The sequence below is a fragment of the Wohlfahrtiimonas larvae genome (genome assembly GCF_002006755.1).
Classification (GTDB): Bacteria; Pseudomonadota; Gammaproteobacteria; order Cardiobacteriales; family Wohlfahrtiimonadaceae; genus Wohlfahrtiimonas; species Wohlfahrtiimonas larvae.
This window is the reverse complement of sequence record NZ_MVDO01000113.1, coordinates 24,970-36,879: the sequence shown is the minus strand read 5'-3', so window position 1 is coordinate 36,879 and position 11,910 is coordinate 24,970. Positions and strand designations below refer to the sequence as shown.

Annotated in this window: 11 protein-coding genes and 4 tRNA genes; 13 read left to right on the top strand and 2 right to left on the bottom strand. The window is 39.4% G+C overall.

Going from position 1 to position 11,910, the window contains the following annotated elements; all coding sequences use genetic code 11:
• Together BZK14_RS07045 and BZK14_RS07040 are read right to left on the bottom strand one after the other, a co-directional pair.
• The coding region (locus BZK14_RS07045; protein WP_425445329.1) for a superoxide dismutase at positions 1 to 273 on the bottom strand (273 nt) is incomplete at its 3' end.
• A gap of 105 nt (positions 274 to 378) precedes the next feature.
• Positions 379 to 915, bottom strand: coding sequence for an RDD family protein (locus tag BZK14_RS07040; protein ID WP_077925827.1), 537 nt, complete (start codon positions 913 to 915; stop codon positions 379 to 381).
• A 77-nt stretch (positions 916 to 992) separates the two neighbouring features.
• Here BZK14_RS07040 and BZK14_RS07035 point away from each other — a divergent pair, with 77 nt between their 5' ends.
• The 13 genes from BZK14_RS07035 to rpoB all read left to right on the top strand — a co-directional run bounded on the left by BZK14_RS07035 (position 993) and on the right by rpoB (position 11,886).
• Complete coding sequence (locus BZK14_RS07035) at positions 993 to 2,627, top strand: L,D-transpeptidase family protein (RefSeq protein WP_077925826.1); 1,635 nt, start codon at positions 993 to 995, stop codon at positions 2,625 to 2,627.
• A 48-nt stretch (positions 2,628 to 2,675) separates the two neighbouring features.
• Positions 2,676 to 2,760 (top strand) — tRNA-Tyr (locus tag BZK14_RS07030).
• A gap of 19 nt (positions 2,761 to 2,779) precedes the next feature.
• Positions 2,780 to 2,853 (top strand) — tRNA-Gly (locus BZK14_RS07025).
• Between the two features lie 11 nt (positions 2,854 to 2,864).
• Positions 2,865 to 2,940 (top strand) — tRNA-Thr (locus BZK14_RS07020).
• 33 nt (positions 2,941 to 2,973) lie between these two features.
• Positions 2,974 to 4,164: an elongation factor Tu gene (tuf, locus tag BZK14_RS07015; RefSeq protein ID WP_077925825.1), complete on the top strand. Its 1,191-nt coding sequence runs from the start codon at positions 2,974 to 2,976 to the stop codon at positions 4,162 to 4,164.
• A 9-nt stretch (positions 4,165 to 4,173) separates the two neighbouring features.
• A tRNA-Trp gene (locus tag BZK14_RS07010) sits at positions 4,174 to 4,249 on the top strand.
• Positions 4,250 to 4,331: 82 nt separating this feature from the next.
• Positions 4,332 to 4,724, top strand: a complete 393-nt coding sequence (gene secE, locus BZK14_RS07005; protein WP_077925824.1) for a preprotein translocase subunit SecE — start codon at positions 4,332 to 4,334, stop codon at positions 4,722 to 4,724.
• A 2-nt stretch (positions 4,725 to 4,726) separates the two neighbouring features.
• A complete protein-coding gene (gene nusG, locus BZK14_RS07000; protein WP_077925823.1) occupies positions 4,727 to 5,254 on the top strand; it encodes a transcription termination/antitermination protein NusG in 528 nt (175 codons plus the stop codon).
• A 104-nt stretch (positions 5,255 to 5,358) separates the two neighbouring features.
• On the top strand, positions 5,359 to 5,790 hold the full coding sequence (rplK, locus tag BZK14_RS06995; protein WP_077925822.1) for a 50S ribosomal protein L11: 432 nt from the start codon (positions 5,359 to 5,361) through the stop codon (positions 5,788 to 5,790).
• Between the two features lies 1 nt (position 5,791).
• Entirely contained in the window at positions 5,792 to 6,484 is a 693-nt protein-coding gene (gene rplA / locus BZK14_RS06990; protein WP_077925821.1) for a 50S ribosomal protein L1, read from the top strand.
• A gap of 154 nt (positions 6,485 to 6,638) precedes the next feature.
• Entirely contained in the window at positions 6,639 to 7,142 is a 504-nt protein-coding gene (rplJ, locus tag BZK14_RS06985; protein ID WP_077925820.1) for a 50S ribosomal protein L10, read from the top strand.
• A gap of 51 nt (positions 7,143 to 7,193) precedes the next feature.
• Positions 7,194 to 7,562, top strand: coding sequence for a 50S ribosomal protein L7/L12 (gene rplL / locus BZK14_RS06980; RefSeq protein WP_077925819.1), 369 nt, complete (start codon positions 7,194 to 7,196; stop codon positions 7,560 to 7,562).
• A 202-nt stretch (positions 7,563 to 7,764) separates the two neighbouring features.
• Positions 7,765 to 11,886, top strand: a complete 4,122-nt coding sequence (rpoB, locus tag BZK14_RS06975; RefSeq protein ID WP_171973660.1) for a DNA-directed RNA polymerase subunit beta — start codon at positions 7,765 to 7,767, stop codon at positions 11,884 to 11,886.
• Positions 11,887 to 11,910 lie beyond the last annotated feature (24 nt).

Sequence of the window (11,910 nt, the reverse complement as noted above, 5' to 3'; positions counted from 1 at the left end):
AGGTCCCATGATTTCCCAGAATAATGTATGGTTAGCATGACCGCCGCCATTATTTTGTACGGCTGTACGGATCTCTGCAGGTACCTGGTCTAATTCAGCGATTAAAGTATCAATATCTTTTGCCGCTAATTCAGGGTATTTTTCGATCGCTGCATTTAAGTTGTTAACATAAGTATTGTGATGTTTGTCATGATGCAAGTGCATTGTTTCAGTATCAATGTGTGGCTCAAGTGCATCGTGAGCGTATGGTAAATCAGGTAATGTAAAAGCCATGATTAAATCTCCAGTTAAATGAATTTTGGTGGATGTTCCAAATTCTCTAGTGTAGCAGTTAATGCATGACTAAACAAAAATGGAACGAGCTAGTATATAGTGTAGTCACTTTTTGATTTTTTCAACCTTTGGTAGCTGGACTATTCTTGTTTGTGTTAATAAATCAACGAGTGAAGTACGTCTTTTAGTAAAAGTTTGGCACATACCAAAGAGAGAAATTAATGCCAGTCCTAATGGAATGATGGCTTGTACTGTAAAATTTAGCGTAAAGGCAGTGCTAAAGCCAACGATAATGAGGACTAATGATAAAATTAATAAAACAGCACGAGTTGCACTTTGTTTGGGAGATAAGGAATTACCTGCTAAATTAACTATGCGAAGTTTCCAGCTACGCATGCCTAATGTTTGTCCACCTTTATGCCAAAAATATGTATAAAAGAGTATAGGCGTTAGTATTGCAGTGGTGGAGATCATAAAAGGATGGAGTGGGTTCCCAGGTTCAATAGCGACACCATTATTGAAGGGTAGCCAAATTAGGGCAACAAGCATCATCAGAGGAATGATTAAAAATAGGTCATAAACAAAAGCTAGAATTCGTTTAATGGCAGTGGCTTTTGTTATGGTAATTGGTTGTTTTGACATTGTTAATAACCGTTAAGCATGAAATGCGCGTATAATAACATGCTTCATCAGGGGCTATCTTTTAGAATGTGGATATTATGAAAAGAACTATATTATTCTGTGTATTGGCGTTCGCGTCACCAATGGTTTTGGCAAGCGGTGTAGATACTGCACAAGCCAATATATCTCAAAATATTGTTAAAGATTTAACGCAGCAGAACAAAATTACATTGCGTGCTAATAAGGGCGATGTTAATCGTTTTTATACTAATTTCTATGCAACAAATTCTGTGCAGCCATTTGTATGGCTAGATAATGGCAAAGTGACAGCGCGTTCTAAAGAAATGTTATCTTTTTTAGAAAAAAGTTCTTATAAGGGGCTGTTTCCCCGTAACTATCACGTGGTTAAGATTAATGAATTAATGAGTTCTGATTTAACTAGCGTTGAACAACAGCAATTATTGGACCTATTAATGACCGATGCAGCGCTAAGTTATTTGCGAGATGTTTCTGTTGGTCAACCTGAATTGATTGTTGTGGAGCAAAAGAATTGGCTTTTACCAAGAGATAAGTTTGATAGTGTTTCTCAGCTTACAGCATTATTAAATGCGACAGATCTTTCTGCTCAGATTGTAAGTATTGAGCCCAAGCATGAACAGTATCAATTGTTATTAGATAGTTTGGCCAAAGTTTTGGACAGTGAATCTTCTGACGAGATAGAAACAAAAATGGCGGTGGGTGGTAAAATGTCGCTGAATGATCAGAATGACAAAGTTCAGTTGCTGAATAATCGTTTGATTGAATTGGGTTATTTGGGTACAGCCAAAAAGGATCAAAAATTATTTGATTCAGAAACTAAGAAGGCAGTACAGGTATTCCAAAATGAACATTTGTTAGAGCCTGATGGTGTCGTTGGTGTGAGAACTCAGAAAGAGTTAAATAAAACTAAAAAAGATCGTGTCACGCAATTAATGACCAATATAGAGAGATGGCGTTGGATGCCTAAAGATTTGGGGCAGCATTATTTAGTTGTAGATATTCCAAGTTTTGAGTATTACGTCGTCAAGGATGGCGTGGAAACTGTACGTGCCAAAACAATTGTTGGAATGGCACAGCGCTCTACACCTGTATTTATGGCACCAATGAATCATATTGTTTTTGCGCCATATTGGAATGTTCCTCGTTCAATGGCTGTGAAGGATAAGCTACCTCAATTAAAGCGTGATCCAGAGCGATTAGCTCGATCAAAGATCCGTATTTTAGATCGAGAAGGCAACGAAATTGATCCAACTATGGTTGATTGGTCGCAATATAACGCTAATAATTTTCCATATCGTTTGCGCCAAGACCCAGGAAGCTATAACGCATTGGGTAAAGTGAAATTTATGTTTCCAAATGAGCATGCAATCTATTTGCATGATACGCCACAAAAAAGCTTGTTTGGCAAAACAGAGCGAACATTTAGTTCTGGTTGTATTCGCATTGAAAATCCTATTCAGTTGGCAGAGTATTTTTTAAAAGATCAGGACTGGAAGGTAGATCGTATTCAAAAAGCTTATGATGGCAGTAAGGAGCAAACTGTGCGATTAAAAGAAAATATGCGATTTCCTGTGTATACAATTTACATGACAGCCGCTGTAGATGCGAATGGGAAGACTGTTTATCGTTCTGATATTTATGATAGAGATGGTGCAATGCAAACTAAAATTGCTAAATTATCGATCAATCCTTAAAAAAAATTTGACACAAAAGAAAGAATCCATATAATGGCAACTCTCTCGGGTGGGATACTCAAGCGGTCAACGAGGGCAGACTGTAAATCTGCTGGCTAAGCCTTCGAAGGTTCGAATCCTTCTCCCACCACCAAATTATAAGATTGAAAAAAGCGGGTGTAGTTCAATGGTAGAACCTCAGCCTTCCAAGCTGATTGTGAGGGTTCGATTCCCTTCACCCGCTCCATTTTTCTAAGCGCTCATATAGCTCAGTTGGTAGAGCACACCCTTGGTAAGGGTGAGGTCGCCAGTTCGATTCCGGCTATGAGCACCATTAATCCCCTTTTTTACATAGAGTGATTTGATTATGTCAAAGGAAAAATTTAGTCGTAGTAAACCACACGTAAACGTAGGTACAATTGGCCACGTTGATCATGGTAAAACAACATTAACAGCTGCGTTGACTAAAGTTGGTGCAGACCGTTTCGGTGGCGCTTCTCAAGCATACGATCAAATCGATAAGGCTCCAGAAGAAAGAGCGCGTGGTATTACTATTTCTACATCACACGTAGAATATGAATCAGAAAATCGCCATTATGCGCACGTTGACTGTCCTGGGCATGCGGACTATGTTAAAAACATGATCACTGGTGCTGCTCAAATGGATGGTGCTATCTTGGTTTGTTCAGCAGCTGATGGTCCTATGCCTCAAACTCGCGAACACATCTTATTGTCTCGTCAAGTTGGTGTTCCATACATCGTTGTATTCTTGAACAAAGCGGATATGGTTGATGATGCTGAGTTGATCGAATTGGTTGAAATGGAAGTTCGTGACTTGTTAAGCACTTACGATTTCCCAGGTGATGATACTCCGATCATTGTTGGTTCTGCATTAAAAGCATTGGAAGGCGATGAGTCAGATATCGGTGTTCCTGCTATTATTAAATTAGTTGACGCTTTGGATTCATACATTCCTGAGCCAACTCGTGAAATTGATAAATCATTCTTGATGCCTATCGAAGACGTATTCTCAATTTCTGGTCGTGGTACAGTAATTACTGGTCGTATCGAATCAGGTATTGTTAAAGTTGGTGAAGAATTAGAAATCGTTGGTATCACTGAAACAATGAAAACAACTTGTACTGGTGTTGAAATGTTCCGTAAATTATTGGATCAAGGTCAAGCTGGTGATAACGTTGGTGTTTTATTGCGTGGTACTAAGCGTGAAGAAGTTCAACGTGGTCAAGTATTAGCAAAACCAGGTTCAATTAAGCCTCATACTAAATTCGAAGCTGAAGTATACGTATTGTCTAAAGATGAAGGCGGTCGTCATACTCCATTCTTTAAAGGATACCGTCCACAGTTCTACTTCCGTACAACTGACGTAACGGGTGCTGTAGAATTGCCAGAAGGCGTAGAAATGGTTATGCCTGGTGATAACATCAAGATGGTAGTTGAGTTGATCAACCCAATCGCAATGGATGAAGGTTTACGTTTCGCAATCCGCGAAGGTGGTCGTACTGTTGGTGCTGGTGTTGTAGCTAAGATCATTGCATAATTAAATAATGGGTTGGTAGTTCAATTGGTAGAGCAACGGTTTCCAAAACCGTAAGTTGAGGGTTCGAGTCCTTCCCAGCCCGCCATTTATTAAAAAAGCAGCACTAGGCTGCTTTTTTAATTTCAGAAAAATATGTATAATGGATAATTTAGTTCCGAGAAATAACTATGAGTAAGAAAGAGAATCAGGTTGTGGCCAAGGAAAAGGCTGAAAAAGGGAAGATGCAGGTTTGGGCTTCTGTCGGTTTATTGTTGGCAGGGGTTTTTGGATACTATTATCTGATGGAAACAAAGCTTGTTTTGGCGTTTGTATCATTGGGTTTGGGTGTTGCATTATTCTTAGCTGTATTCTTGACGTCTGTAACGGGTAAGAATTTGATTCTGTTTTTTAAAGAAGCACGTATAGAATTGCGCCGCGTAGTTTGGCCGAGTTGGGATGAGACAAAGAAAATGACCTTGATGGTGTTGGTGGTAATGGCGCTATTCTTAATTTTCTTGTTATTTTCTGACTGGATCTTGGGCTGGTTAGTATCATTTTTATTAGCACGCTTTGGGGGTTAAGAATGCGCTGGTATGTGATTCAAGCTTATTCTGGTTATGAAAATCAGGTAATGAAGGCGCTCAAAGAATATGTAGTGCGTGCTGGGTTGGATGATTTTTTTGGTGAGATCATTGTGCCTTCTGAGGAAGTCGTTGATGTTCGTGATGGTAAAAAGCGTAAAAGCGAGCGTAAATTTTTTCCAGGCTATGTATTAGTTGAGATGGAAATGAATGACGACACATGGCACTTAGTTAAAAATACGCCAAAGGTTATCGGGTTTATCGGCGGTACAGGTGATCGTCCTATGCCAATTACGACAAAAGAAGCGAATCGTATTTTGGATAGAATGGCTGAGGCGGAAGAAGGTCCTAAGTTAAAAGTTCTATTTGAAGTGGGTGAGTCTGTGCGTGTGATTGATGGTCCATTTGCAGAATTTAATGGTGTGGTGGAAGAGGTGTTGCCAGAAAAAGGTCGTTTGATCGTTTCGGTTATGATCTTTGGTCGTGCCACACCCGTTGAGTTGGAATTTTTCCAAGTCGAAAAAGGTTAATAAAATATTTAAATTGTGGTTTGAGAATATATTATGTATAATCTCAAACCTTTTGTTATTGGGGAGCAATGAAAATTGCGTTGACCCGTTTTTAGGAGATAGTCATGGCCAAGAAAGTAACGGCTTATATCAAATTGCAGGTTCCAGCTGGTAAAGCTAACCCTGCACCACCAATTGGTCCAGCATTGGGTCAACACGGTGTGAATATCATGGAATTCTGTAAAGCTTTCAATGCTGAAACTCAGCAAATGGAAGTTGGTATGCCATTGCCAGTTGTAATTACGGTTTACAACGATCGTTCATTCACGTTCATCAAGAAAACTCCACCAGCAGCTTATTTGTTGAAAAAGGCAGCAGGATTGAAATCTGGTAGCTCAAACCCTAACACTAAAAAAGTTGGTAAAGTAACTCGCCAACAGTTAGAGGAAATTGCAGAAACTAAAGGTGCAGATCTTTCTGGCGCAACATTAGAAGCAAAAGTACGTACATTGGCGGGTTCTGCTCGTTCAATGGGTATTGAAGTGGAGGGTCTATAATATGGCTAAGCAATTAACTAAGCGTGCAAAAGCTATCAGCGAATTAGTAGATGGTCAAAAAGTTTACTCAGCAGTAGAAGCTTTTGAATTGTTGGCTAAATTGCCACAAGCAAAATTTTTAGAATCAGTTGATGTTGCTTTGAACTTGGGCGTAGACCCACGTAAAAGTGATCAAGTGGTTCGTGGTGCTACAGTTATGCCTAACGGTACTGGTAAAACAGTTCGCGTTGCTGTATTTGCTCAAGGCGCAAACGCAGAAGCAGCTAAAGCTGCTGGTGCAGATGTAGTAGGTTTCGAAGATTTAGCAGAAAGCATCAAAGCTGGCAACATGGATTTCGATGTTGTGATCGCTTCTCCAGATGCAATGCGTATCGTAGGCCAATTAGGTCAAGTATTGGGCCCACGTGGTTTAATGCCTAACCCTAAAGTTGGTACAGTAACTCCAGACGTTGCTGGCGCAGTAAAAAATGCTAAATCAGGTCAAGTTCGTTTCAGAACTGACAAAAATGGTATCGTTCATGCATCAATCGGTAAAGTAGATTTCGACGCAGTTAAATTGCAAGAAAACTTGAAGGCATTGATCACTGAAGTAAACCGTTTGAAGCCATCATCAGCTAAAGGTGTTTATTTGAAGCGTGTGACTGTATCTTCAACGATGGGTCCAGGCTTAATGGTTGATGCTTCATCAATCTAATTCAGATTAGAACTTCTTGCTGTAGCAATATAGCAGGAAGTGTCTGAGACCGTAGATGCCGTAAGGCTTAATGTTCTACGTAGACGGTGACCTAATTAATAGTGATCCGTAAGGCCCCGAATAAGGGATGTTTAATAACTACTTATGGTGACGTATGTTAACTTTACAAGAGAAACAAGCAGTTGTTGCTGAAGTTTCTGAAATTGCAGGTCGTGCGCATTCATTAGTTGCAGCTGAATACCGTGGATTAACAGTATCACAATTGACAGCTTTGCGTGAAAAAGCTCGTCAAGGTGACGTTTATTTACGTGTTGTTAAAAACAGCTTGGCTAAGCGTGCGTTAACAAATAGCAGTTTTGAAAGTATTAACGATCAACTAACTGGTCCTATCATTCTTGCATTCTCTATGAATGAAGAAGATCCAGTATCAGGTGTTCGTGCGATTCACGAGTTCTTGAAAGAAAAAGCAAACGAAAAAATGGTTGTGAAAGCAATCGTTCATGATGGTGAGCTTTATGATGGTAGCGCTCTTGAGCGTATCGCATCTCTTCCAACGAAAGATCAAGCTATCTCTATGTTCCTTGCTGTGCTCAAAGCGCCTGTACAAAAATTGGCAGCTACTTTGGCAGCAGTTCGCGATCAGAAAGAAGCGGCTTAATGCTATTTGTTTTAAACAGATTATTATTTATTAATTTTTTAGGAGTCTAAAATGTCTATTTCTAAAGATGATATTTTAAATGCAATTGAAGAAATGAAAACTGCTGAAATCATGGAATTGATTTCTGCAATCGAAGAAAAATTCGGCGTAACTGCTGCTGTAGCTGTTGCTGCAGGTCCTGCTGCTGGCGCTGCTGCTGCAGAAGAAAAAACTGACTTTGACGTTGTTATGACAAGCTTTGGTTCAAACAAAGTTAACGTAATCAAAGTTGTTCGTGGTATCACAGGTTTAGGTTTAGGCGAAGCTAAAGCAATGGTTGAAGGTGTTCCTGCAACTGTTAAAGAAGGCGCTGAGAAAGCTGAAGCTGAAGAAATCAAGAAACAACTTGAAGAAGCTGGTGCTACAGTTGAATTGAAATAATTACAGTTTCTCTAAAATTGTTTAGGAAATTTGTAATTTGATGATTTATATCTAGAGATATGTTTACGACAAAGGCTAGTGGATAACCACTGGCCTTTAGTAGCTTGTCACTATTGTAAACTAGAAAAAGTACATTATAGCTACATAAAGATGATGCCCTTTTTCTAGTTTACCCTTTAACTAAGTAAGCCTTGAGGATTTGATAATGTATTCTTTTACAGAAAAAAAACGTATCCGTAAAGATTTTGGGAAACAATCAAGCGTTCTGGATGTTCCATATCTTTTATCGATTCAATTAGATTCATACGAAAACTTCCTTCAACAAGGTGAAAATCGTAAGAAGCGCAAAAACCAAGGCTTACAAGCTGCCTTCGAATCTATTTTCCCTATTACAACAACAAAAGCTAAAACACCAACAGCACCTGGCTATACTTTAAGCTTGGAATATGTTGATTATCATATTGGCGAGCCTGATTTTGATGTTCGTGAGTGTCAATTGCGTGGTGTAACTTATGCAGCGCCATTACGTGTTGGCATGCGTTTACGTATTTCTGATGCGGATACAGGTGTGATCAAAGAAGTTCGTGAAGCTAGCATTGATCGTTTTGGCCGCGGTGGTGTTTACTTGGGTGAATTACCATTGATGACAGAAAATGGTACGTTTGTGATCAATGGTACTGAGCGCGTTGTTGTGTCTCAGTTGCACCGCTCCCCTGGTGTGTTCTTTGATCATGATAAAGGTAAAAGTCATTCATCGGGTAAATTATTATTCTCTGCACGTGTGATTCCTTACCGTGGCTCATGGTTAGATTTTGAATTTGATATCAAAGATTTATTGTTCGTTCGTATTGACCGTCGTCGTAAATTGCATGCAACAATTTTATTGCGTGCTTTAGGCATGAGTGATACTGAAATCTTAGATACTTTCTTTGAAAAGAACACTTTTACATTTGAAGATGGCAAAGTTTACTTAGAATTGATTGCAGATCGTTTACGTGGTGAGATCGCAGCATTTGATATCATGGTTGATGGTCAATTGGTGGCTGAACGTGGTCGTCGTATTACTGCAAAACATATTCGCGAATTAACAAAAGCGGGTGTTGAAAAATTAGAAGTACCTGTTGAGTATTTGATTGGCAAGGTCATTGCTGAAGATATCTTTGATGAAGATACAGGCGAAGTATTGTTGTTAGCGAACGAAGTATTAACTTACGATTTAATCGTTGAGCGTTTAGCACAGAAAAACATTAAACGCATTAATGTGTTATACACAAATGATGTTGATCGTGGATCTTATATCTCTGATACATTGCGTGCAGATTTAACAAAAACTCAATTAGAGGCACAAGTTGAAATCTATCGCATGATGCGTCCTGGTGAACCACCTGCGAAAGAAGTAGCAGAAAGTTTGTTCCACAGCTTATTCTTTGATATTGATCGTTATGATTTATCAGCAGTTGGTCGAATGAAGTTCAACCGTCGTTTAGGTCGTGGTACTGATGTTGGTGAGGGTACTTTATCTAATGAAGATATTGTTGAAGTAATCAAAACATTGGTAGATATTCGTAACGGTAACGGCACAGTGGATGATGTAGATCATTTGGGTAACCGTCGTGTACGTTGCGTTGGTGAAATGGCTGAGAATACATTCCGTATTGGTTTGGTTCGTATCGAGCGTGCTGTTAAAGAACGTTTGTTATTGGCTGAAGCTGAAGGTTTGACACCACACGAATTAGTGAATGCTAAACCAGTTGCAGCAGCAATGAAAGAATTCTTTGGTTCTTCTCAGTTGTCTCAGTTTATGGATCAGAATAACCCGTTGTCAGAAATTACGCATAAACGTCGTATTTCAGCATTAGGACCTGGTGGTTTGACACGTGAACGTGCAGGCTTTGAAGTTCGAGACGTTCATACAACGCATTATGGCCGTGTATGTCCAATCGAAACACCTGAAGGACCTAACATCGGTTTGATTAACTCATTGGCGTGTTATGCACGAACAAACGAATATGGTTTCTTAGAAACACCATATCGTAAAGTGATCGATGGCAAAGTAACGAATGAAATTGAATACTTGTCAGCATATGAAGAAATGGAATTTGGTATCGCGCAAGCAAATGCTCGATTGAATGAAAATGGCGAGTTCATGGATGATTTGATTGCATCTCACGTGAATGGTGAATTCATTCTATTGACACAAAATCAAATCCAATATATGGACGTTTCTCCTCGTCAAATCGTGTCAGTTGCTGCAGCATTGATTCCGTTCCTAGAGCACGACGATGCTAACCGTGCATTAATGGGATCGAACATGCAACGTCAAGCGGTACCAACATTGCGCTCTGATAAGCCATTAGTAGGTACAGGTATTGAAAGCACTGTTGCACGTGACTCGGGTGTGTGTATCGTTGCTAAACGTGGCGGTATTGTGGATTACGTGGATGCAACTCGTATTGTTGTGCGTGTGAATGAAGAAGAAACAAAAGCGGGTGAAGCTGGCGTTGATATCTATAACTTAACAAAATATATGCGTTCAAACCAAAGCACATGTATCAACCAACGTACTTTAGTAAAAGTAGGTGATCGTGTATCTGCTAAAGATGTTATGGCCGATGGCCCATCAACAGACTTAGGTGAATTAGCATTGGGTCAAAATATCTTGGTAGCGTTTATGCCATGGAATGGTTATAACTACGAAGACTCCATCTTGATCTCTGAACGTGTTGTTCGTGAAGATCGTTTCACAACAATTCATATTGAAGAATTAACATGTGTGGCACGTGATACTAAATTAGGTCCAGAAGAAATTTCTGCGGATATTCCTAATGTATCAGAAGCTGCGTTAACAAAATTAGATGAAGCTGGTATGGCATTCATCGGCGCTGAAGTTAAAGCTGGCGACATCTTGGTGGGTAAAGTTTCTCCTAAAGGTGAAACACAATTAACACCAGAAGAAAAATTATTACGTGCAATCTTTGGTGATAAAGCATCTGATGTTAAAGATACCTCTTTACGTGTTCCTACAGGTATGGATGGTACAGTAATAGATGTTCGTGTGTTTACACGTGATGGTATCGAAAAAGATAGCCGTACTCGTGAAATCGAAGCTGCTGAATTGAAGCGCGTTCGTAAAGACTTGAATGATCAATTACGTATTTTAGAAGATGACTTGTTTGATCGTGCAAAACGTTTGTTAATGTCAAATATTGCAGCTGCTGGTAATAGAGGTTTCAAAGCAGGCGCTAACTTCACTGAAGAGTATTTGTTAGGTTTAAATCGTGAAGAATGGTTGAGCTTGGCATTGAAAGAAGAAGATGCAGCAAATGATTTGGCTCAATTAAAAGAATTGATGTCACAGCAACGTAAAGAATTCGATAAACAATTTGAAGAAAAACGTGAAAAATTAATTCAAAGTGATGAATTAGCACCTGGCGTATTGAAAATGGTTAAGGTTTACTTGGCTGTTAAACGTCGTATTCAACCAGGTGATAAGATGGCGGGTCGTCACGGAAACAAAGGTGTTGTTTCTATGATTGTTCCTGAAGAAGATATGCCATACATGGAAGATGGTACGCCAGTTGATATTTGTTTGAATCCACTGGGTGTTCCTTCGCGTATGAATATCGGACAGATTTTGGAAACTCACTTGGGCTGGGCAGCAAAAGGCTTAGGTAATAAGATCCAAAGAATGTTAGAAGAAAAATCTGCAATGACAGATCTTCGTAGTTTTGTTGATGAAATCTATAATAAAGATGACAGCGCACAGAAAGTTGATTTGAATGACTTCAATGATGAGCAATTCTTAGAATTGTGCCATAACTTGAAAAATGGTGTGCCAATGGCAACGCCAGTATTCGATGGTGCATCAGAAGAAGAAATGCGTCGTATGTTGCGTTTAGCTGATTTACCAGAATCAGGTCAAATCACATTGTTTGATGGTCGTACAGGTGATGCATTCGATCGTCCTGTAACAATCGGTTACATGTACATGTTGAAATTGAATCACTTGGTTGATGATAAGATGCATGCTCGTTCTACTGGTCCTTACTCGTTAGTAACGCAACAGCCATTGGGTGGTAAAGCTCAGTTCGGTGGTCAGCGTTTCGGTGAGATGGAAGTATGGGCATTGCAAGCATATGGTGCGTCATATACGTTACAAGAAATGTTAACTGTTAAGTCAGATGACGTTGTTGGTCGTACGGAAGTTTATAAGAGTATTGTGAATGGGGAGCATCGTATGGATACTGGTATGCCGGAATCTTTCAACGTTCTCGTTAAAGAAATTCGTTCTCTTGGTATCAATATAGAGTTAGACGGTGAGTAATCTCTTAAAGCATAGGAACTAATG

Excerpts from the sequence above, each read along its gene's own strand:
- BZK14_RS07040 (WP_077925827.1), bottom strand. The coding sequence starts at position 915 with ATGTCAAAACAACCAATTACCATAACAAAAGCCACTGCCATTAAACGA.
- BZK14_RS07035 (WP_077925826.1), top strand. The coding sequence starts at position 993 with ATGAAAAGAACTATATTATTCTGTGTATTGGCGTTCGCGTCACCAATG.
- tuf (WP_077925825.1), top strand. The coding sequence starts at position 2,974 with ATGTCAAAGGAAAAATTTAGTCGTAGTAAACCACACGTAAACGTAGGT.
- secE (WP_077925824.1), top strand. The coding sequence starts at position 4,332 with ATGAGTAAGAAAGAGAATCAGGTTGTGGCCAAGGAAAAGGCTGAAAAA.
- nusG (WP_077925823.1), top strand. The coding sequence starts at position 4,727 with ATGCGCTGGTATGTGATTCAAGCTTATTCTGGTTATGAAAATCAGGTA.
- rplK (WP_077925822.1), top strand. The coding sequence starts at position 5,359 with ATGGCCAAGAAAGTAACGGCTTATATCAAATTGCAGGTTCCAGCTGGT.
- rplA (WP_077925821.1), top strand. The coding sequence starts at position 5,792 with ATGGCTAAGCAATTAACTAAGCGTGCAAAAGCTATCAGCGAATTAGTA.
- rplJ (WP_077925820.1), top strand. The coding sequence starts at position 6,639 with ATGTTAACTTTACAAGAGAAACAAGCAGTTGTTGCTGAAGTTTCTGAA.
- rplL (WP_077925819.1), top strand. The coding sequence starts at position 7,194 with ATGTCTATTTCTAAAGATGATATTTTAAATGCAATTGAAGAAATGAAA.